This is a genomic window from Halobacteriovorax sp. GFR8, assembly GCF_050955245.1.
GTDB lineage: Bacteria > Bdellovibrionota > Bacteriovoracia > Bacteriovoracales > Bacteriovoracaceae > Halobacteriovorax_A.
In genome coordinates, this window is record NZ_JBPBLR010000002.1 from 2282976 (window position 1) to 2304386 (window position 21411).

Below are 21411 nucleotides of genomic sequence, written 5' to 3' on the forward strand. Positions count from 1 at the left end.
TTTTGCACACCTATAATATAATCCAGAATTCCTGAACAATGACTATAAAAGTCAATATAATTCATAAATATTTAATTATATTTTAATATCTTTTTTCTTGTGAAAGAGTTGTTATATTTACAATAGGCCTTCAAAGGTTTACTCTTATCGAATGACAGAAGAAAATCAAACATGCCCAAAATGTAGTTCACCTTACGCCTATAACGATGGCCAATTATGGATTTGCCCAGAATGTTTCAACGAGTGGAGCCTAGATGGAAGCTCAGAAGAAGATGACAGCACTCCACAATTTGTCGATGTAAACGGTGCTCAGTTACAAAACGGAGACTCTGTAACAGTTGTCAAAGATCTGAAGGCCGGAAAAGGTACGATCAAGTCAGGAACAAAAGTTAAGAATATCCGCCTACTAGAAGAACCAGTTAATGGTCACGATATCGCCTGTAAGGTCGACGGCCATGGCTCGATGTATCTTAAGTGTTCAGTTGTAAAGAAAGCCTAATTCTTTACAACCTGCCAAAGAGAATCGATAAATAACTGATCTTTATCAGTAAAGTGATCCTTTAATTTGAAGCCCGTGTGCTGACACGTTCGTTCTATATCCTCTTTTGTGTACTTGAATGAATATTCGAGGTGGAGTGGCTCATAGGCTTCAAACTCAAAGCTATGCTCTAGCTCTTTAATATAGACTTCCTGCTTCTCCTTAGGAAGTAAGTAACTCTCCATCGCTCCCAACTTTGGGTTAAAGACACCAATATGCTGAAACTTCTCTTTATCAAAATTGCCACCAAGTTCTCGGTTTATTCTATCGAGTAAGTTAAGGTTAAAGTCACGAGTGTAGCCGCTTGAATCATTGTAAGCAGCACTTAGCTTTTCCACATCTTTCTTAAGATCAAAGCCAATCAGAAGATAATCATCACTATTTAAATACTTCCATAGCTGCCTAAGGAAATTCTCACTTTGGGTACGGTCAAAGTTTCCAATATTTGATCCAAGAAAGAGAACGAGCTTTCTCCTCTTAGATCTTTCTTTTAAAAACTTAAGTCCCTGCAAGTAATCCGCAACAATTCCATGTATCGTCAGGTCAGACTTGTGCGTGATATTCTCTTCCATCTGCTTTAAGGCCTGAGCAGAGATATCAATTGGAAAGTAGTTAACTCTCTTTCCTTGCCCTAAGAAACCATCAATAACCAACTCACTCTTATGGCCATCACCAGCGCCTAGCTCAATGATATCGATTTCATCTTCGCTTATTAAATTGGCTATTTTTGAACTCGACTCTTTTAAGATATTAAACTCTGTACGAGTTAAATAGTAATCGTGATGTTGTGTGATCTTTTGAAACAAATCACTTCCACGATCATCATAGAAGAACTTTGTCGATAATCGTTTCTCAGGCTTTGATAGGCCCGTTAAAACATCAATTGCAAACTCTTCTAAGAATTCTGAGTTTTGTTCTTCACTAACTTCTCTAAGTACTGACACTTCCATTATAAATCCTTTGCAACTCTGATCCCCGAAAACATCCATCTCTGATGAGCACGGTAAAAGTTTCGGTATGTATTTCGGTAATGTTCATTAGGGGTTGCAAAGCAGCCTCCACGCAGAACAAACTGATTACACATAAATTTACTATTATATTCCCCTAAGGCGCCCATATATGATTCATAAGATGGGTATGGTGAGTAATGTGATGAAGTCCAACACCAAAGCGGTAACTTCTTATCCCCAAGGGCAAGCTCTAATTCAAACTCTGTTGGCAAGCGCTGACCTGACCATTTTGCAAATGCCTGGGCCTCATATAAGCTTATATGAGTAACGGGTGCATACATATCAAGAGGCACTAAACCGTGAAGAGTGAATTCGAACCACTCTCCTTCGATTAGCCTCCAATAAAGTGGAGAATAAATTTTTTCTTCATTGATCCAATCCCAACCATCACTTAACCAATACTGAAAGCTCTGGTATCCTCCGGAATTAATAAACTCTAAATACTCACCATTTGAAATATAGCTTTCACGAATGGCAAATGAGTTTATATATCTTTTGTGACATGGCCTCTCATTATCGTAAGCAAAGTTACTCTCACTATTTCCTAGTTCATAAACTCCTTCTTTAAAGTGTCTCCACTTTAATGAACCGGCCGAAAATGCTTCCAATCTCTTTTCAGAGTAGACTGGAGACAGCGGTGAGGAACTTAGGATATGTTTAATATCCATTAGGAGTAACTCCTGATGCTGCTGTTCGTGATTGAGTCCGACTTCTAAAAGAAACTCTATTCTTTCAGGCTCCATTGTTGTCTCTAACAAAGTCAACATTGCAGTATCCACGTGATTGCGATAGCTCAGAACTTCTTGAACAGTGGGCCTAGATAAGAGGCCTCTCTTTTCTTGTTTCCAATGAGTCCCTACCGACTTGTAGTATGAATTAAATAACAAGCTATAATCATCATTAAATTTCTCATACCCTGCTAAGTACTTGGTCAGAATGAACTCTTCAAAGAACCAAGTCGTATGGGCGAGATGCCATTTGGGGGGGCTTACTTCCGGAGCTGATTGTACTGTAAAATCTTCAATCTTAAGACCTACGCAAATCTTTAAACTGGCCTCTCTACTGAGTCGAAATTTTTCGACGCACAGAGACTTTCGCTCAATCATATCTAGTAATTTATCGCTAAATGCTTCGATAATGACTCCAAAAAAATTATAAAATTAAGTTCTTCAAAAAATTACCTTTTGCGCTCTGGGATAAAAACTTAAGAATATTAAAATTTCTTAAAGAATAATTTGGTATGAATTTATGGCCTATAAGTAATAATTATAAATTGAGAACAAACAGGGAGAATTATGAAAGCTCATTTATCAATATTTATTTCTTCGCTTCTTCTATGCTCACCTTCTTTAGCAAAAGAAGTTCAAGATATGTCGGACCCTCTGGCCGTCTACACGCAGGCCGGACTTGGAGCAACTAACAAAGGGCTAAACGCAAAGATTGGTATTTCTTACGATACGGGAGTCAAAGACGTTGCGGCCATGAATGTTATCGAGTTCAAGGGCTTCCTTGGTGACGACCTCGGTTGGGATCGTCCCTCAAAAAAGTCAAACCGCATGGATAGTTTTCGTTTTAGAAACTTCAGCGCAAATTTAAAAAGCGGAAGGGGATCTCAATTAGATATCAATTATAGCCTCAAAGAGTCGTTGCTCGCAGAAAGAACAGGGAATGCTTCCTATTCAATCCTTCAAGCACTTCCAAAGTTTTGGATAGTTAATCTCTACCCTCTCGCTGGTGTCGGCGTCGAGTTTGGAAAAAATGCCATTGAAGATGATGCTAGTGTTGATAGTGGCTTCTCTGTTATTGGATTCAATAGTGTCGTTGGTTTCTACGGTAAATTTACGATTACGGATAAGATCTGGCTTAACTACAACCCTATCTGGGCAGCGGTACTTGCTGGCTCAGATCTTTATGAGTCATCTGGATATGGAGGAAAAGATAATATCCTTCTTCACGAATTTGCAGCAAGCTACCAATTTACTCCACGCTTTAACCTTCGCTATTTTGCGAATTGGAGTAACCTAGTAGACATTGCTGACGGTGACCATCGAATCGAATTTAATTATCAATTCTAATTAATCACTTTAACTTTTAAGGGGCGGCGATACCAAATGTCGTTAGCCCTCCTAAGAAGATCTCTGAAAACTTAATTCCTCGATCATATAATAAAGGTGTTAGGCTCTCGTCCGTGAAAGTATCTGGATAATTTCCAATCTCACCACCTTCACCATAACCAAAGCAGTACAAATCTCCTGTTACATTTTCAATTCCGCAAGTGTGCCAGAAGCCAGTAACAAGCTTACTCCAAGAGTACCCCGTCACAATTGCAGGTTCAGCATAATTTGAATAATTACCTTGTCCAAGGGAGCCACTATTACCTCTTCCCCAACAGTAGCCGTCGCCACCAACTTGTACCCCACAAGCATGTTCATTACCTACAGATATGCTCGTCCAAACACCTCCTCCAACAACCTCGACAGGAACAGAAGAGTGAGAAAAGGCTACATTATTTCCGAGCTGGCCTTCACCATCATAACCCCAACAATAAATTTTACTATCTGTTGCTAGTCCACAAGTAAAATTGTCCCCTACTTCAATATCAGTAAAGGTAAGACCTCCACTAACAGCAGTAGGTGTTGTTGTATGGATTGTTGTATTCCCTGTGGCCACGCCATTTCCTAAGCCACCAAAGCGATTTGCTCCCCAGCAGTAAGCTGCACCATCAGTGCGAATTCCACAAGTATGATAATATCCGACTGAAATTTTACTCCAGCTATGACCTCCAATAATTAAATTAGGATCATGAAAGGTTGTTGTATCACCACTTCCAGCTTGTCCGTAGTAATTTCCTCCCCAACAGTAGCCATCATTAGTCGTTGTCACCCCACAAACAGTATATTCATTTGCACTAAGTGATGCCCACTTGTGACCACCTGTAACTATTGTCGATGGATGAGAATATGTGGCCGTATCAGCGGCACCATTTCCTAAGCGCCCCTCTAGATCTTCTCCCATGCAATAAGCGTCATTTGTATCATCGATTCCACAATAGACCCTATATCCTGCGGCCATTGATTTCCATGTTTTTGCGAGGGGGACTTTCTTAGGCATATAAAGTCCTCGATACCCCATCCCTGTTCCAAACTCTCCATTGTTAAAACGACGTCCCCAGCAATAAGCATCGCCTGTTATCGTAATACCACAACTCATAAAATCTGACCCGGAAACAGAAGCCCAGCTATGGCCACCAAGAATAAGAGTTGGTGTAAGTCTGCTAACAATGTCACCATCCCCAGTCACTCCACCACTACCTCTTCCCCAACAATACATTTGTTGAGTACTATCAATTCCGCAGGGCTGTCTTCCTCTTGCGGCCATATCGACCCAAGTCTGAGACCCTGTGACTCTTACAGGAACACTTGACGTTGTCCCAAGGCCATCTCCTAGCAATCCTTCTCCACTAGAGTCACTACCCCAGCAAAAAATTTCATTTGAAGTCGTAAGCCCACATGCATTAAACAAAAACATATCGATTTTTTCAAAAACATGTCCACCACTAATAGGAGTTGGGGTATAGACATTAGCAGCCGCTCCATTTCCTAAAACATTATTTGTTCCAAGGCCCCAGCAATAACCTGCTCCCGCTGTTGTTACGGCACAAGTTGATGAGTCACCTGCCACTACCCATTTCCACTTTGTTCCCGAATTAATTAAAGTTGGAGAAGTAATTGTTGTGGTGTTATCACCCATTCCAATTTGGCCATTATCATTTCTTCCCCAACAATATAGATCATCAAGTGAATTAATAGCACAAACATGAAAGTTTCGAGTGGAAACCATCTTCCACTTCATTCCTCCTGGAACAAGCTTTGGCACAAGTGAGTCAGTCGCTGTTCCATCTCCAAAGCGATAATAAGTATTATCTCCCCAACAGAAAAGATCATCACTTCCATCAATCCCACATGTTAAACGATACCCTGTTGAAACATCCTTCCAAGTTTTTTCGCCATCAACAATATACGGTAGATATCTTGGCTCAGCTACACCGTGGCCAATTTCACCAAACCAACCAGCACCCCAACAATAGAGCTTAGATTGAGTTGTGATTCCACATGAATGTTGTGTGCCACCTACAATTTTTGACCAAGTTAGATTTCCAACAACTTTATTAAGATCATTTGGATAAACTGACAAAAACTTTTCTGGATCGTAAACATCAATTGGAGAACCAGACTCCCAAGTACCGAAGTAGTACAAGTTACCAGGAGCATATCCCGTAGCCATCCCCTGCACTCGATGTTCAGAAGAAACAATTGATCCATCTGTGATATAAATATGTGCAAAGTAATATCCGTCTGCAGATGCATTAATCGTCATATCGACGCTACAGGTTTCACCAGGATTTAAAGACGTTCCAGTACAAGTATCATTTGTGATTTGAAAGTTTGCAGAACTTCCATAGATAAGAGGCGTTTGTAATGGACCGGTAATCAGACCACCAGAGTTTGTTAAAGTAATGGATTCAGTCTCACCAGGACCAGCTCCTCCCGGTTGATACAAGAGAGAGAATTCTGTTGTACCTAATGTAAGAGCACCTACCACATTTAAAGTTGTATACGTATCCGATACCACGACACTTGTATTTCCAGCTTCATCAATGGCACGAACTTCAATTCGATAATCTTCATTCCTCTCTAAAAATAATCCACTCACAGAGCTTCCTTTTGTAAAAGAGGCCCAATCTTTCTCAACTGAAGAATCAGAATCTTTAACCACCCTTACCTGATAACCAACGAGTACGAGATTGTCAGTTGAGTCAGTTGTCCATGTAATAGTTGGTGTCACAGAGAAGCTTGCGGGAACAGTTCCAAGAGTAAGGGCAGAGATAGCAGTAGGATCTGTTGTATCGAGAGTAATGGTTTTTGTTACAATCTCAGATGAGATTATACTAGAACTATCGGCTCCAAAGACATATACGGTCTTTAATCCATCTCCACCAGAAAGGACAAATGAAGAAGGAAAGCCTGTAACCCAATTTCCTCCTCCACATGAGCCAGCGCTCGTGTCAGCAGGGGCAATTGTTTGTGTTTCACTGATACAGTATTGAGTGAGGTCATCACCACCACTTTTAGCGATATCAATGCTATTGGTATCTGAATGGGTCGTTGAACCAGAACTGCTGTCACTTAATGTGACGTCTAAGGCCGTAGTCTCAAATCCAAAATTAAATGTAACTTCAGACTCTTTTAAGCAACTGGCCAATAAAAAAGTAATCGCCAACAATAGAACGCTTTTCATTTCCCCCACCTTTTAAGCTAAATACAACCACTTTATCGGCAAACATATTTAACTTACTTAAATAAAATTCAAGTAGTGGAAGAAATAACAAAAGCTGCCTTTACGGCGCCCATACATTAAGGAGCAGCGATACCAAATGTCGCTGACCCTCCTAAGAAAATCTCTGAGAATTTAATCCCTCGGTCATAGAGTAATGGTGTTTCAATCGAGCCCCAAAAAGTATCAGGAAAGTTTCCAATCTCACCACCTTCACCATAACCAAAGCAGTACATATGACCTGTTACATTTTCAATTCCGCAAGTGTGCCACATTCCAGAGACAAGCTTACTCCAAGAACGGCCTGCTATAATTGCTGGTTCAGGTCGATTTGTGTAATCACCTTGCCCAAGAGCTCCATTATTACCGCTTCCCCAACAGTAACCATCTCCACTGGCCTGAAGAGCACAAGCGTGAGATTCACCAACAGATAGCGTTGTCCATACGCCACCTCCGACAACTTCAACTGGAGTAGAAGAGCTAACGTAAGATGTATCATTCCCTAGCTGTCCTCGGTTATCATAACCCCAGCAGTAAACCTTATTATCTGTTGCTAACCCACAAGCAAAGTGGTCACCAGTTCCAATATCTGTAAAAGTAAGGCCACCGTTTACAGCAGTTGGTGTTGTCGTTAGAGTTGTCGTGTTCCCTGTGGCCACGCCGTTTCCTATTCCACCATAGCGGTTCGTTCCCCAGCAGTATGCAGCGCCATCTGTGCGTATTCCACAAACGTGATAGTAACCAACAGAAATTTTACTCCAACTATGACCACCAACAATTAAATTGGGATCATGAAAAGACGCTGTCGTATCACCACTTCCAATTTGTCCGTAATTATTTCTTCCCCAACAGTAACCAACATTTGTGGTTGTGACTCCACAAACAGAATCATAATTAGCACTAAGAGAAGCCCACTTATGGCCACCTGTAACTATTGTCGATGGGTGTGAATATGTGGCCGTATCAGCTGCACCATTTCCTAGTTCACCATATTGATCTCGTCCCATACAATAAGCATCATCAGAGTCGTCAATACCGCAATGGAGCATATACCCTGCGGCCATCGACTTCCATGTTTTTGCCAATGGAACTTTCTTAGGCATAAAAAGACCAGCATTCCCCATACCTGTTCCGGCCTGTCCCCAGTTCCAATACTGTCCCCAGCAGTAGCCATCACCACCCGTTGTAACACCACAACTTAAATAATCAGAACCTGAAGCGGAAGCCCAATTATGGCCACCAATAACAAGAGTTGGTGTTAGGCGATTAACAACATCCCCATCTCCAATCTCACCTTCTTCACCCTCACCCCAACAGTACATTTGATTTAAATTATCGATACCACATGAGTGTCTTCCCCTCACCGAAATATCAATCCAAGTTTGAGAACCAGTAACTTGTACAGGAACATTAGAAGTTGTCCCCAGGCCATCCCCTAAATTTCCTTCCCCACTAAAGTCTGTTCCCCAGCAATAAATATCACTTGTATTTGTTAGTCCACAGGCATGAAACCAATGAACTTCAATTTTATCAAATGTTAGGCCACCGCTAACAGGACTAGGTGAATATGTGTCAGCACTTAGTCCATCCCCTAAAACATGGTTAGAACCCATTCCCCAACAATACCCAACTCCCGCGAGAGTTACAGCACATGTCGAATATTCACCGACAGCAACATTTCTCCACTTCGTACCTGAACTTATATGCTCAGGTGCCGTAATAACTGTTGTGTTATCTCCCATTCCGATTTGACCATAATTATTTCTTCCCCAACAATAAAGATCATCAAGAGAGTTAATAGCGCAAACGTGATAATTACGAGCAGAAATCGTCTTCCACTTCATTCCTCCCGGAACAAGCTTTGGAATAAATGAATCAGTTGCTGTTCCATCACCAAATCGATAATAACTATTATCTCCCCAACAATAGAGATCATCACTGCCATCAATTGCGCATGTTAGACGATAACCAGTAGAGACATCCTTCCACGTTTTCTCACCATCAACAATATGAGGAATATACTTAGGCTCATCGACTCCATAACCAATTTCACCGTACCAACCTTCACCCCAACAATAGAGTTTTGATTCAGTTGTAATTCCACAAGAGTGCTGATCTCCAGCAACGATTTTTGACCATGTAAGATTTCCTACAACTTTATTGAGATCATTTGGATAGAGAGATTGAAATTTTTGTGGATCATAAACATCAATTGGTGCACCAACATCCCATGAACCAAAATAATATAAGTTCCCAGGACTGTATCCCGTGGCCATCCCTTGCACTCGATGCTCAGAAGAAACGATCGTCCCATCTGTGATATAAATATTTGCAAAGTAATATCCATCAGCTGCTGCATTGATTGTCATATCGATTGTACAAGTTTCGCCAGGGTTTAAGCTAGTTCCTGTACATGTATCATTTGTCATTTGAAAATTAGATGAACTCCCATAAATAAGAGGCGCCTGAAGTAATCCAGTTGATATACCTCCAGAATTAGTTAGAGTGATCGATTGAGTCTCACCTGGGCCTGCTCCACCAGGCTGATAAAGTAGAGAAAATTCTGTTGCACCAAGAGTTAAACCTCCTGCTACATTTAAAGTTGTATACGTATCCGATACCACAACACTTGTGTTCCCCGCTTCATCAATGGCGCGAATTTCGATTCGATAATCTTCAGCACCATCTAAAGTCAGACCACTTACAGAATCTCCCTTTGTAAAAGAAATCCAATCCTGCTCAACAGAGGAATCAGAATCCTTAACGACTCTTACCTGATAGCCAACAAGAACAAGGTTGTCAGTTGAGTCTGTCGTCCATGTAATAGTAGGAGTTGTTGATAAGCTTGCCGGAACAGTCCCAAGAGTAAGGGCCGAAACGGCAGTAGGATCTGTTGTATCCAGAGTAATTGTTTTTGTGACTGTCTCAGAAGAAATAGCATTAGAGCTATCGGCCCCAAAAATATAAACAGTCTTTAGCCCATCACCACCAGAGAGTGCAAATGAAGAAGGAAAGCCAGTTACCCAATTGCCACCCCCACATGAACCAGCACTTGTATCAATAGGTACAACTGTTTGCGTTTCACTAATACAATATTGAGTAAGGTCATCACCACCACTTTTAGCGATATCTATATTATTAGTCACTGAATGTGTTGTTGAACCTGAACTACTATCACTTAAGATAACTTCTAGGCCCGCTACTTCAAATCCAAAATTAAATGTAACTTCAGATTCTTTCAAACAACTAGTCATTAAAAGAATAACCGACAATAATAATATATTTCTCATTTTCCTCACCTTATAAAATCAACATAATTTCTATCGGTAAATACTTTTCACTTATTTAAATAAAAATTTACTATTGGTAAAAAAAATTTAGAAAAATCGAGGCTTTACATCGGTTATCTTTTTATTGACTGCAGAAATCGCTCTATTTTAAGAAGGAAGGTTTTAAATTAAAATAATTTAACCAAAGTAAATAAAAGAGAGTAGAAATGAAACAAAAATTATTAAAACTAACTTGCCTTTTCCTTTTGTCATTAAATTATCTTTATGCGGATTCAATAAACTTTGAGGAATCAAAGAGAAACTCTAAGCATCAATACCTTAGGCTTTCCTATCGGTCTGTAAATAGTGAAAATCTTGAGACTATCTATGAGCAGATTCTAATTGATTCTTATAGCTATACTGAAGAAGATGCGATGGCCAAGAAGACAAAACGTGAAAATGGTCAAATTAAAGATTGGAATAAGTTAAAAGAAAAAAACTTCAGACTCTATGTTGATATTGAGCTTATCGATATTAATAAATTTATGACCTTTCTAAATTTAACAGATGAGCAAGTTAAGGCCCTATTTGGTGTTGTAAAAGCAAAGGAGCAAGTCCCTCAAGCACAAAAGAACTCGAAGCCTTTAAGCTTTTCAGTTTTCTATATGACTTCCCTTGGGGAATTTAACCAAAAAAGTGCCCCGGGCTCAGTTGAATTTAAGCAAAACTCTTCTCTTTCTCTAGGTCTAACAAGTAATTATCAAATTAATGCAAAGTATGGCGCGCAAGCTAGCCTTTATTACTCTCAGCTAAATACTGCTTCTGCAAATAAGTATCTTGATAATGTTTCCGTAGATCCAGAGATTGGATTTAACTTATATGGTGCTTATAAATTTGCTGACTACGGACTCGAGGCGTATGGAGGTCTTGACTTTGAACGTTTTAATACTTTCAATTTTGACGGCCTAACAGATGCTGATGAAGTCAGATTTGATAAGAACCAAATCTTTTTCTTAACAGTAGGAGTTCAAAAGAATTTCAAGTTATATCGAAGAAACTTCTTAGCAAAATTTAGCTACTCTCACTCAGTGCTTTCAAGTCGTGAGATTGGTTATGCAAATACAAGTGATAAACAAGAGTTTACTGGTGGTAAGGCCATGGCCTATGTCATGGGTGATATCACAAAGAAAATCTTTGCTCACGTCATCTTTAAAATGCACTTTATGGATGGCCCAACCGACTTAACAGTAAATCGACTAGGCCTAGGGTTTGGTTATAAATTTTAACGATATGTAATATCCTTAGCGTCAAAGTCACTCTGACTATGGCGCTCAAGGATTTGTTGATCTTCATCTCCCCAAGTACGATTGACTAGCCTTCCTCTTAAAACCGCTGGTCTCTTAATTAATTCATCTGCCCAACGAATAACATTCTTATACTCATGGACAGACAAGAACTCTGTTGCATCATAGATCTTGCCCTTCACAAGTGCCCCATACCAAGGGAATATGGCCATATCGGCAATTGAGTATTCATCACCTGCGATATACTTATGATTTGCTAATTGCTTATCAAGTACATCAAGCTGCCTCTTTACTTCCATAGCAAAGCGATCTATTGGATACTCAAACTTCTCCGGTGCATAGGCATAGAAATGACCAAAGCCTCCGCCTAAATATGGAGCGCTTCCCATCTGCCAAAAGAGCCAATTAAAAACTTCTGCTCTCTTAGCAGCATCTTTTGGTAAGAAATGACCAAATTTCTCTGCCAAGTGAACAAGGATTGAAGCTGATTCAAAAACTCGAATTGGCTTCCCATTATTCTTATCAAGTAAAGCAGGTATCTTAGAGTTTGGGTTAATGGCAACAAAGTCAGAACCAAATTGATCCGCCTCTCCGATATTAATTAAATAAGCATCATATTCAGCTTCTTTAATTCCAAGCTCTAATAATTCTTCAAGCATAATCGTAACCTTAACTCCATTAGGCGTTCCTAACGAGTATAATTGAAATGGATGCTCTCCTTGTGGAAGCTTCTTTTCAAAGCGTGCTCCTGCAGTTGGGCGATTGATGCTTGCAAACTCTCCCCCATTACCTTCTTTAAATGTCCATACTTTTGGTGGTGTATATTGATCTGTCATAAGGATTCCTATAATTAAGAGAAATATTGAAATCATTATAACAAGATAAGATTTTTTTAAAAAACGCAGTGCACCCTAATATTCTTAAGGATGCACGATATTATTAAAATTTATTTTCATAAATGTATCTAAAGTTATAACCATCAAAAAATGGTAAAGTATTACTCCAATCGTTTAATCTTCCTTCACGATTAGTTAAGTCACAATACTTCAGTGCAAAGTACGTGGACGCTGATGTATCCTGTTTTAAAGATATTGTTAAACAATTTTCTAGTTCATCGGTATTCTCAACTAAAGTAGCGTAAGTACAAGCATTATCCATTTGCTTTGTATATGTAGGATCCTTAGTATTATGAATTGATGAAATCATTGAAAGACTTGCAACACATTGCTTTACAGATAAGCGATCAACTCTAATATTACCGTTTGGATTCGTTTCACACAAAACCTTATGAGTGGCACTACATACGTAAGAGTCCGTCCATCCTCGCACTTTTGAACAACGAGAACCAGTATTAGTACTACTCAATAACTTTCCGCCTTTAGATGCACACATATACTCAGCTTCCATCTTTGCATCTGCCTTAGCATTGCTTTTAGCATTCGCACTTGTCGAAAAATCAAAGATACATCTAGGATTCGTCGTATCACAGTAGCTTTGTCCACTTCCACTCGCCTTTAACTCGACTTTTGCACCATAAGCAACATTCATAAAAATAAATAGCAAAAATACTTTTTTCATTTCATCTCCTAACTATAAACTAACAACCAATTCCCTTATAAATTACATCTGTAATTTCTAAAGTATCTTGAACATCTATTTTATTTAAAGCCTTAGCTTCACAATTAAAAACTTTTTCACATAAATTCTTCCTTGCCTCTTGTTTAGAGTACTTAACAGTTTTATAAGTGTTTTTGCTACACTCACCCGTTGTCTTCCAAGTAATTAAATTAAAAAAGAAAGATTTCTTCGTATCGTAGTGACAATCAATAGTACTATAGAATCCTTTCTTAGATGCTTTGTCATAAGCCTTACTTAGTGACTTATATAAAGATGCACCCCTTGCACTAACTTTCGCTGTCTTTGTACCAGAAACGACTCTTTCACTTTCTTTGTACTCAAAATCACAACCCGTAATCTGTTTAACCTTATTTACAACCGTTTGATTTCGTAGAGACTTCTCCACATCTTTTTCAAGAAGTCTTATTATTTGCTCATTACCTGCAAGTGCAAAAGTAGATAACTGAGCTATTAAAGATAAAGTGATCAGTAATGTTGTTTTCATGTTCTTTTCCATTTCGTTATTATTAATTGTGTTTGTTCGGTTTGTTGAAATGGTTATAGCGAATTTATGAAATGTTCACGATGAACAAAACTGAACATTTCATTGATTACAGAAACTGACTAAAAAGTTTACATTGTCTCAATAAAATGCAATCCCTTAATCTACAATGTAAATAATTTCAAGAACTTAGGATGGCATATCACTTGCAATTTATTTACGCTATGAAGATAAAATACTTAATAATATTCAAAACGATTCTCTATTTCGTTATTTTTAATATAGCAATGATAGCTAACGCAGCTCAATTTGAAGACCTTACGGCCATTGACTATGAACTCTATAAGAATATTGCAATAACTAAAGAGTTTGTATTAGATGATGGGAAAAAAATCATGAATAGAGAAGTCTTCGCAGACGATGCTAAGATCTATGCGGTAAAAGATAACTCTTATCTACAAAGCTTTCTAGACAAAGCAGTTGCCAATATTTTTCTTAACGAGGCAGGAAAAGATTTTTGTCTAATGTTTAAGGATAATGCGCAAGCAATTAGATCAGCAACAGCAGTAAGTATAAAGATGTCAGAGTATTTGGCAAAGAAATGCCATTCAATGATCATAAAAGTTTATGGAAAAAATTTTTTTGATGAATTATCAATTCAAGTAAAACCTTTTAAGCGAGAATTCTACTTTGTTATTGGAGAAAATAAGAGAAAGCCTCTAAAGAGCTGGTCGAGTATGACTAACGATACTTTTTTAATCATTGAAGGAGTTGAGCCAGTAATTGAAATCTATAAAAGAATAATCCATGAACTTTATATTACATATGACCATAAGTCTGTCTTAGGTAGAGGACAATATAATCTAATAAGGGATAAAGATTATAAAATAAAAAACGGTAAAATGTTTTCAATTGGAGCAAAAGACGACTTAGATAAAGTACTTGGTATTATTCCTTATCCACTAATTCGCTTTAATTTTTCAATTACAAGAGCACTTGCATTTGAAAATATCATCTTAAATTCGATGTTTAAGATGAGAAGAGAAACACTTCCTTACGAGTTTATCAATGACCTTGGAAACAGCTGTCAAGAATACATCAGCAAACAAGGAGAGCTTCTTCTAGATTATCAGTACTTATTTCTTCCAATTCAATACATTATTGAAACAGAAGAAATGACTAAACAGCTAGTACCTGAATATTATTTAACTAAGGATAAATTAGAAGAAAAACTGGATCTTATATTTGAAAAAGAACTAACTATTGTAAATCGAGAGACAAAAAAGAAATACTCACTATGTGAATTTTTAGCTGATCCTCAAATGAGTAATGTTGGTTCATTCTATTCCCGTGGTCCTCGCCCAAGAATCAAAGGCGGATGGAGTGGCTCTGACGACACGGAAGATAACAGAAAGTTACTTGATATAATTCAGTCAAAGGGCCTTGGTAAGTATAAGGTAAATGATTCGTCAAAGAAAGTAACTCCGGAACAAACAATTAAAGAAGTTCAAAAAATGGTTGAAGAGAACTTTAAAAGGGTAATGGAGAATCTAGATGCTGAATAATTCTGAAATACTCAAGGATATAGAAAGAAATATCAATAATGGACAATTTGATATTGCACATATTGCGATATCAAATTTTAATCCAGAGTTGAAAGATCAAGAAAGAAAAGTTAATCATCTCAAAGCTAAGCTTCACCTCTTTAAAGGTGAATATCGAAACTGTGTAAAATCAATTCATCAAATAGAGGAAGAATATGGCCAACACATTGGTCTACTAGCCGATAAGTGTTGCGCACTCTATATGATGGAGGACTTTATAAGATGGCAAGAAGCAACTAAAGAACTAGAGATCAGGCTAGATGAATATAGAAATATACTTTCAAATTCTACATATATTAAAAGTGCTATTTGCCTAGGTAAATTCAAAGAAGAGTTAGGAGAAATTAACGAATCTCTTCTTATATACAAGAACCTTTTAAGTAATCTCGACAAAGTTAAAGAAGATTATCCTATGGTACTTGCACAGATCGTGCGATTAAAATCAAAATGGAAGTTGAGTAAGGACCTCAATACTCTCTACAAAGATTTATTTACGATCAATGAAGAACGCTATCACACAAATTTCAACATAGAACTAAATCACTCACTCTTAGTAACGGAGCTTGAACTTTTTGGATTCGAAATTGCATTTGAGCGCTACGAGAATATAAAAAGTAAACTAGACAAGCAAGATAGAGCCTTATTCTTATCTGAAATTATTGAATACCTATTAAAAAATAATAAAGGTATTCAAGACAATATTATTAATGAGTTTAGTAAAGTAGGAGAAAGTTCGTTTGAAAAAAACCTTGGCCTTCTTTCACAAGGAAAAGAAGCTAAGATCAAATCAATGCCAATCCACTCTAGCCTAACACTTTATTCAATTATGATTTCTAAGAACATGAAAAAAGATATTCTCTATCGTGACCAATTTAATTTCTTAATACAAAGCTTTTCAACAAAGACAAAAGCACTATGGCAAGCATTAATTTCGACAGATGTACTCGTTGAAATAAAGCTAGAAGGCTCAGTCGTATCATATAAAAGTAAATCAATTGATCTCAATAGAAAGAAAGTAGCATTAGCTTTAGTTAAGGCCATGACTGAGAAAAAAGTAATATCACTTGAAGACTTAACACTATTAATTTGGGGCAATGAATACAATGATAGTTTTTATCATCGAATAAGAATCGCGATTAAAAGACTTAACACAGAGCTTTCTAGCGCATTAATTATTAATGATCTATTCTTTGTCGACTCAGCTGAACTAAAGATAAATACCGGTTTTAGTATAACGCAAGATAAAACCTAAGATAGAGAGTAGAAATTTAACTCAAAATTTGATCTAGATCAAACTTGCTAAATAAATTATATGATACTCTTAGCGTATGAAAAAGATATTATTAGTATTATTAATTACTTCACCAATCATTGCCTCTGAAAAAGAGGCCGTCCAAGCAATACAGAAGACAGCAATGGCACTAAAAAAAGAATTGCAGACAGCAATGAAGGTATCTCCCGCTAATGCTGTGTCAGTTTGTAACACAAAGGCCCTACCGATAACTAAGAAGTATCATGAAGATGGTATTGAAGTTGGTCGCGTGAGTCTAAAGAATCGAAACCCAAATAATACTGTTAAAGGCTGGATGAATGACGCAATCATGAGTTATGAATCGGGAAATAATAAGAAGAAATATTCTGTCGTAAGAATTGATTCTGATAAGAATGGTATTATCATGCCTATTAAAACAATGCCTCTTTGTCTGAACTGCCATGGGGATAACCTAAAACCAGAAGTACAATCTAAAATATCTCAACTCTACCCAAGTGATAAGGCCACTGGCTACAAGAGTGGCGATATTAGAGGATACTTTTGGGCAACTTTTAAAACAGAAAAGTAGAAATATAACAAGACTAGTTCTTTGCTAAATTCTTAACTTTAGGATGCAGTGTAAATTCACACTTCATGGACTTTGTTACCAAACAATTATCCTTGGCCTTATAGAGAAGATCGAGATATGGATCAACATCAGACTCACAACAAATCTCAAGATTGACGTAAATATCACATTTCGTAAACTCGTAGCCTTTAGCGACTTTCTCAAGATGAGCATCGGCCTTAACTTCAATATTTCTAAATTCAAGTTTTTTAAAAGAAGCAAATGATTTGAATGTTAAGATATAGCAACTTGATATACTTGCACTAAAAAGGTCCTCAGGGCTCCATTCAGTGTCGACTCCGTTAAACTCAGGAGGTGGAGTCACCGTGATTGATTGCTTATTATCCGCGGACAAGCTTAATTCAATACTTCCTGAGTCTCCCTTAGTAATAGTAGTATACGTTGCCATAATTTCTCCTATTTAAACATGGGCCTGGGCCGCATTCTCAGTGTGACTTCTAATTTTTCTAAGAGCAACAATCATATCAGAATATGTAAGAGCACCCAAAGCATCATACTCACCACTTGAGACACGATCTAAGTGCTTCTTTCTTATTTGCTCGGCCTGATCTCTTAATTCCTTAGACTTACGTTCCGCAACGCTATAGTCCACTCGATCAAGTGAGATTTGATTTGATACTGAATCATAAAATGCCTTAACATTAACAAATAGAGCATCAAAATCTTTCTTTGCTTCATCACGCATGAGTTTAGAGATATCACCGCGAGCACTATATGCAATAAGTCTTTCAATATAATCAGCAATACTCTCTAACTCATCAACTTCTTTAATCATCGATTGGGCACGACGAGATTCATCTTCACTTAGCGGGTTAACCATGAGCTTGACAATAAAGATGGTAACTTCTTTTTGAATATTGTCAGTGATCCTCTCGTAGTCCTTGGCCTTAAGAGAAATTCGTTCTTGATCCTTAAAGTTTTGTTTTATGTAAATCTCTTCGGCAAGAGCGTAAAGTCTAGAAACGATATCTTTCATTTTATTAACTTCGGCCTGCGCCTGAGCAAGTGCTGCGGCCGTCACCATTTGACTTGGATCCCCAAGCATCACAAGATGATGCTGCTCTTTTTCTCCCGTCGCAGGAGTGATCTTAGTGACAAAATTTGCAAGCTGAGTAAGAAATGGAATAAAAATAATTGTTGCCGCAACATTGAAGATTGTATGTCCAGTTGCAATATGAACTGCAACATTCACAAAGTCCCCCTCTGCATTCACTGCGTTCGCTGCCCCAGGAACAAGATAATCAATAAACTCAACATAGAATGGGAAGAATACGAAGATAATAAGAACGCCTAGCAGGTTAAAAATAGCGTGAGCACGAGCGGCCCTTTTGGCCGTTATATTTGCTCCAACACTAGCAAGAAGTGCCGTAATAGTCGTTCCAATATTCTCACCTAACACAAGTGCAGCGGCCGTATGAAATTGGATAACCCCAGAGCTAGCAAGTGCTATCGTAATCCCCAGCATGGCCGAAGAAGATTGAATAACCACCGTCAAAATACAACCAACGATAATACACGCAAAGTATGCACCATAATTTTGTTCGGAAAAGTATGAAATCATACTTAAGAATTCAGGCATCGTTCTTAGAGGTTTAAAAGCATTAGACATAATACTTAGACCAAAGAAGATCATCCCGACAGAAAATAGAATACGACCAATTTGACGATAGCGATTAGTTTTAGCAAATAAAAGAGGAAAAATACCTAGGCCGATAAAGAGTAGGCCATACTTCCCTACCTTAATTGAGATAATCCACCCGGTAACAGTTGTTCCAATATTTGCACCTAAAATGACACCGATTGCTTGACTTAAGTTCATTAGGCCAGCGTTAACAAAACCTACTGTCATAACAGATGTGACAGATGAGCTTTGAACAAAGATAGTGACAAGAGTCCCAACGATGATGGCAGAGAAGCGATTAGTTGTAATTTTGTTAATTGTATTTTTAACAACATCACCGGCAACAGACTGCAAGGCTTCTGACATATTCTTCATTCCGTAGAAGAAAATTCCTAGACCACCTAGTACAGAATAAATGAGCTTAAAGATTTCCACTGCTCTTCACTTCCTTTCGCCTATGATACGACGTTATATTGATCATGATAGATTTCAACAATTGTTAAAAAGAGAATTCCTATAATTGGGCCATAGAAGATTCCACCCATTCCAAATACTCCCATCCCTCCAATAATTGCAAGTAAGACAAAAGTAGAATTAATTTGAATACGGTTTCCAATAAATTTTGGCTTGAACCAATTTTCAACAATAAGGCCAACTAGTGCTGTAAAAATAAATAAAGTAACGCCAGCAAAAGCTTTTCCTGTTAAAATAAGATAAAGACTTGCTGGAATCGTAACAATCGAAATCCCGACTAAAGGTACGAATGCTAGAAAGATCATAAGCACAGTCCATAGAATGACAGATTCAAAACCAGCAATCCAAAGAGCAATTCCACCTAAGACTCCCTGAATAACTCCACCAACACCATTACATACTAGAGTTACATAATTCATTTGGTTAAATTTATCGAGAATCTTTTGTTCTTGATCAGATGGAAGTGGCGATAAATCAAAAATATATGTTTTCAGTTTTTTTCCTTCGACAAAAACACCAAAGACAACAATCATCATAATCGCAAGATCAAAAATAAAAGTAATGATATTTCCAACGATAGAATTAATACTTGAAATAACTGTTCCAGAGATTCCTTTAAGGGTACCAAATACTGTTGTCTTAACTTGCTCCATATCAATATCGACACCTGTGATATCGGAAACACTTTTGATAAGAACAGCAACTGGCCCATCTCCGAATAAGAAATCATTTACCTCATGATGAGACATTGCCTTCATTATTGTTTGATATAAGCTTAAGGCTTCCTTGCTAAGAGCAATTGATAGAAAGATGAGGGGGATAAGTACTAATAGAATAATAATACAGCTTGTAACTGTGGCCGCAAAATTATCAGAGAGTTTATACTTCTTAATTAAGCGATTATTTAGTGGATTAAAAACACCTGCTAAGACAAAGCCAAAAATTATTGGAGCAATCATTTGCTTGGCCATCATCCAAACAAGGTAACAGACTAAAAGAAAGATACAACCGAAGAATACGTACGTTACGTTAAATTTATTTTGCATGTAAATATTGTATGTTTGAAATGGCCAATAAGCAATTTATAATGCCCTACTTTATAAGTGATTTACACTGCTTAAGCTCTAGAAAGAATTTTATAAACTTTGTCAGATAATATGCGCCTGGAAGTGTTCCTATTACCGCCCCATAAGACATGGCCATTGCAAAGTCATTTAGGAAATAAGCAATTGCCGAAAAAGTACCAAAAAAGAGAAGTGTTCCAAAGCATAGAAAAATAGGAATGAAGTTTACGATCATACTAAAAATAATTGCTCTAGTCGTCGTTGCAGTCAGCACTTCTTTTCCAATTTTTGCCATTGCAATATAAAAGTACTTCCCCACCTTAAAGTAAGCGAATTCAACTTCTTCACTCTTATCAAATATTTCAGCTATCGACACTGATGTAATAGCATTCTCTATTACTATTCCATTCTCAAACTTGATAAAATTAAAAACGCGATCACTTCCACTTGGTGTAGAAGTTTCGTAGCCAACAACCTTTGATCTTATATTTAAAACCATACTAGAACCCTTAAAATGATTAGGGCATTATCGGCAACATACTGGACAACTTTACTTAGAGATTATTTGTTTGGAAGAGTTTAAAAATGAAAGAGCCTCCGTTAGGAGGCCTTTATTAATTTAATTTTAGTAGCAGTAGTAATTACCCCAGTAATCACGGTAGCAATCATAGTAGTAAGTATACTGAAATGCATACCAGTAGTAATAGAATGCAACACCACCGAATACAACAAAGTATAAACCGTAGTCATAGCTATAGTAACCAGAGTAGTTAGCACCAGTGTTCTTCATACCATCAACATAATCTTGAATTAGTGACTTTGATTCTTCAAGAGTCATATTCTCTACGTCAATTGATCCAACAAGATTAGAAAGTTCTGATGCAACTTTCTTATCTTTGATATTTGCTTGTAGGTAATTTAAAACTTCAGATGGCGTGATACCTTCTTGAGCTAGATCACCTAGTTGTTTTTCAAATGATTTAACAGTTTCATTGTAGAAGTTTTGATCTTTTTGATCCCACTCTACAGATAATTTAAATTCAACTTCTTCAAAAATTGGCGCGATTTTAGCTTCAATATTTGCAAGAGCTGAGAACGAAAAGCATACAAGTGCCATAGCAGCTAATTTTCTTAACATGAACATCTCCCTATTAGTAACAGATATGGGTAACT

The 21411-nt window shown here is 37.5% G+C and carries 18 protein-coding genes; 6 read left to right on the top strand and 12 right to left on the bottom strand.

Annotation, left to right across the window (positions count from 1 at the left end):
- Nucleotides 1-151: 151 nt before the first annotated feature.
- Nucleotides 152-499, top strand: coding sequence for a zinc ribbon domain-containing protein YjdM (locus tag ACRXC1_RS11370; protein WP_433658886.1), 348 nt, complete (start codon nt 152-154; stop codon nt 497-499).
- Here ACRXC1_RS11370 and egtD read toward each other — a convergent pair.
- Nucleotides 496-1488, bottom strand: coding sequence for an L-histidine N(alpha)-methyltransferase (egtD, locus tag ACRXC1_RS11375; protein ID WP_433658888.1), 993 nt, complete (start codon nt 1486-1488; stop codon nt 496-498). The two genes, ACRXC1_RS11370 and egtD, sit on opposite strands and share 4 nt — an antisense overlap.
- Entirely contained in the window at nt 1488-2654 is a 1167-nt protein-coding gene (gene egtB, locus ACRXC1_RS11380) for an ergothioneine biosynthesis protein EgtB (RefSeq protein ID WP_433658890.1), read from the bottom strand. The genes egtD and egtB overlap by 1 nt, the downstream gene beginning before the upstream one ends.
- Nucleotides 2655-2843: 189 nt before the next feature.
- Here egtB and ACRXC1_RS11385 point away from each other — a divergent pair, with 189 nt between their 5' ends.
- Nucleotides 2844-3623: a hypothetical protein gene (locus ACRXC1_RS11385; RefSeq protein ID WP_433658892.1), complete on the top strand. Its 780-nt coding sequence runs from the start codon at nt 2844-2846 to the stop codon at nt 3621-3623.
- 16 nt (nt 3624-3639) lie between these two features.
- Here ACRXC1_RS11385 and ACRXC1_RS11390 read toward each other — a convergent pair whose 3' ends face one another.
- Together ACRXC1_RS11390 and ACRXC1_RS11395 are read right to left on the bottom strand one after the other, a co-directional pair.
- The gene (locus tag ACRXC1_RS11390; protein WP_433658894.1) at nt 3640-6846 is read right to left on the bottom strand and encodes a hypothetical protein; all 3207 of its coding nucleotides are present in this window, start codon (nt 6844-6846) and stop codon (nt 3640-3642) included.
- A gap of 116 nt (nt 6847-6962) precedes the next feature.
- Nucleotides 6963-10172, bottom strand: a complete 3210-nt coding sequence (locus ACRXC1_RS11395; protein WP_433658896.1) for a hypothetical protein — start codon at nt 10170-10172, stop codon at nt 6963-6965.
- A 206-nt stretch (nt 10173-10378) separates the two neighbouring features.
- Between ACRXC1_RS11395 and ACRXC1_RS11400 the strand changes: the two genes are divergently transcribed.
- A complete protein-coding gene (locus ACRXC1_RS11400) occupies nt 10379-11437 on the top strand; it encodes a hypothetical protein (RefSeq protein ID WP_433658898.1) in 1059 nt (352 codons plus the stop codon).
- Here the strand turns inward: ACRXC1_RS11400 and yghU are convergent.
- The 3 genes from yghU to ACRXC1_RS11415 all read right to left on the bottom strand — a co-directional run bounded on the left by yghU (nt 11434) and on the right by ACRXC1_RS11415 (nt 13577).
- The gene (yghU, locus tag ACRXC1_RS11405; RefSeq protein WP_433658899.1) at nt 11434-12291 is read right to left on the bottom strand and encodes a glutathione-dependent disulfide-bond oxidoreductase; all 858 of its coding nucleotides are present in this window, start codon (nt 12289-12291) and stop codon (nt 11434-11436) included. The two genes, ACRXC1_RS11400 and yghU, sit on opposite strands and share 4 nt — an antisense overlap.
- A 103-nt stretch (nt 12292-12394) precedes the next feature.
- Nucleotides 12395-13033 carry a hypothetical protein gene (locus ACRXC1_RS11410; RefSeq protein ID WP_433658901.1) on the bottom strand — a complete coding sequence of 213 codons (639 nt, stop codon included), beginning with the start codon at nt 13031-13033 and terminating at the stop codon, nt 12395-12397.
- A 19-nt stretch (nt 13034-13052) separates the two neighbouring features.
- Nucleotides 13053-13577, bottom strand: a complete 525-nt coding sequence (locus ACRXC1_RS11415) for a hypothetical protein (protein ID WP_433658903.1) — start codon at nt 13575-13577, stop codon at nt 13053-13055.
- Between the two features lie 284 nt (nt 13578-13861).
- Here ACRXC1_RS11415 and ACRXC1_RS11420 point away from each other — a divergent pair, with 284 nt between their 5' ends.
- The 3 genes from ACRXC1_RS11420 (at nt 13862) to ACRXC1_RS11430 (ending at nt 17019) form a co-directional block, all read left to right on the top strand.
- Nucleotides 13862-15139 (top strand): hypothetical protein, encoded by a 1278-nt coding sequence (locus ACRXC1_RS11420; RefSeq protein WP_433658905.1) that lies wholly within the window; start codon nt 13862-13864, stop codon nt 15137-15139.
- Entirely contained in the window at nt 15129-16430 is a 1302-nt protein-coding gene (locus tag ACRXC1_RS11425) for a hypothetical protein (protein ID WP_433658907.1), read from the top strand. Before ACRXC1_RS11420 ends, ACRXC1_RS11425 begins: the two co-directional genes overlap by 11 nt.
- 76 nt (nt 16431-16506) lie before the next feature.
- A complete protein-coding gene (locus ACRXC1_RS11430; RefSeq protein WP_433658909.1) occupies nt 16507-17019 on the top strand; it encodes a Tll0287-like domain-containing protein in 513 nt (170 codons plus the stop codon).
- A 13-nt stretch (nt 17020-17032) separates the two neighbouring features.
- Here ACRXC1_RS11430 and ACRXC1_RS11435 read toward each other — a convergent pair whose 3' ends face one another.
- The 5 genes from ACRXC1_RS11435 to ACRXC1_RS11455 all read right to left on the bottom strand — a co-directional run bounded on the left by ACRXC1_RS11435 (nt 17033) and on the right by ACRXC1_RS11455 (nt 21376).
- Nucleotides 17033-17467 (bottom strand): OsmC family protein, encoded by a 435-nt coding sequence (locus ACRXC1_RS11435; protein WP_433658911.1) that lies wholly within the window; start codon nt 17465-17467, stop codon nt 17033-17035.
- Between the two features lie 12 nt (nt 17468-17479).
- Nucleotides 17480-19135: a Na/Pi cotransporter family protein gene (locus ACRXC1_RS11440; RefSeq protein ID WP_433658913.1), complete on the bottom strand. Its 1656-nt coding sequence runs from the start codon at nt 19133-19135 to the stop codon at nt 17480-17482.
- 20 nt (nt 19136-19155) lie between these two features.
- A complete protein-coding gene (locus ACRXC1_RS11445) occupies nt 19156-20220 on the bottom strand; it encodes an AI-2E family transporter (protein WP_433658915.1) in 1065 nt (354 codons plus the stop codon).
- Nucleotides 20221-20266: 46 nt separating this feature from the next.
- Nucleotides 20267-20737 (bottom strand): hypothetical protein, encoded by a 471-nt coding sequence (locus tag ACRXC1_RS11450; protein WP_433658917.1) that lies wholly within the window; start codon nt 20735-20737, stop codon nt 20267-20269.
- 126 nt (nt 20738-20863) lie between these two features.
- Nucleotides 20864-21376: a hypothetical protein gene (locus ACRXC1_RS11455; protein ID WP_393060921.1), complete on the bottom strand. Its 513-nt coding sequence runs from the start codon at nt 21374-21376 to the stop codon at nt 20864-20866.
- Nucleotides 21377-21411: the final 35 nt, after the last annotated feature.

Bases quoted from the DNA above. Each gene is read 5' to 3' on its own strand.
- ACRXC1_RS11370 (WP_433658886.1), top strand. From the start codon at position 152: ATGACAGAAGAAAATCAAACATGCCCAAAATGTAGTTCACCTTACGCC.
- egtD (WP_433658888.1), bottom strand. From the start codon at position 1,488: ATGGAAGTGTCAGTACTTAGAGAAGTTAGTGAAGAACAAAACTCAGAA.
- egtB (WP_433658890.1), bottom strand. From the start codon at position 2,654: ATGATTGAGCGAAAGTCTCTGTGCGTCGAAAAATTTCGACTCAGTAGA.
- ACRXC1_RS11385 (WP_433658892.1), top strand. From the start codon at position 2,844: ATGAAAGCTCATTTATCAATATTTATTTCTTCGCTTCTTCTATGCTCA.
- ACRXC1_RS11390 (WP_433658894.1), bottom strand. From the start codon at position 6,846: ATGAAAAGCGTTCTATTGTTGGCGATTACTTTTTTATTGGCCAGTTGC.
- ACRXC1_RS11395 (WP_433658896.1), bottom strand. From the start codon at position 10,172: ATGAGAAATATATTATTATTGTCGGTTATTCTTTTAATGACTAGTTGT.
- ACRXC1_RS11400 (WP_433658898.1), top strand. From the start codon at position 10,379: ATGAAACAAAAATTATTAAAACTAACTTGCCTTTTCCTTTTGTCATTA.
- yghU (WP_433658899.1), bottom strand. From the start codon at position 12,291: ATGACAGATCAATATACACCACCAAAAGTATGGACATTTAAAGAAGGT.
- ACRXC1_RS11410 (WP_433658901.1), bottom strand. From the start codon at position 13,033: ATGAAAAAAGTATTTTTGCTATTTATTTTTATGAATGTTGCTTATGGT.
- ACRXC1_RS11415 (WP_433658903.1), bottom strand. From the start codon at position 13,577: ATGAAAACAACATTACTGATCACTTTATCTTTAATAGCTCAGTTATCT.
- ACRXC1_RS11420 (WP_433658905.1), top strand. From the start codon at position 13,862: ATGATAGCTAACGCAGCTCAATTTGAAGACCTTACGGCCATTGACTAT.
- ACRXC1_RS11425 (WP_433658907.1), top strand. From the start codon at position 15,129: ATGCTGAATAATTCTGAAATACTCAAGGATATAGAAAGAAATATCAAT.
- ACRXC1_RS11430 (WP_433658909.1), top strand. From the start codon at position 16,507: ATGAAAAAGATATTATTAGTATTATTAATTACTTCACCAATCATTGCC.
- ACRXC1_RS11435 (WP_433658911.1), bottom strand. From the start codon at position 17,467: ATGGCAACGTATACTACTATTACTAAGGGAGACTCAGGAAGTATTGAA.
- ACRXC1_RS11445 (WP_433658915.1), bottom strand. From the start codon at position 20,220: ATGCAAAATAAATTTAACGTAACGTACGTATTCTTCGGTTGTATCTTT.
- ACRXC1_RS11450 (WP_433658917.1), bottom strand. From the start codon at position 20,737: ATGGTTTTAAATATAAGATCAAAGGTTGTTGGCTACGAAACTTCTACA.
- ACRXC1_RS11455 (WP_393060921.1), bottom strand. From the start codon at position 21,376: ATGTTAAGAAAATTAGCTGCTATGGCACTTGTATGCTTTTCGTTCTCA.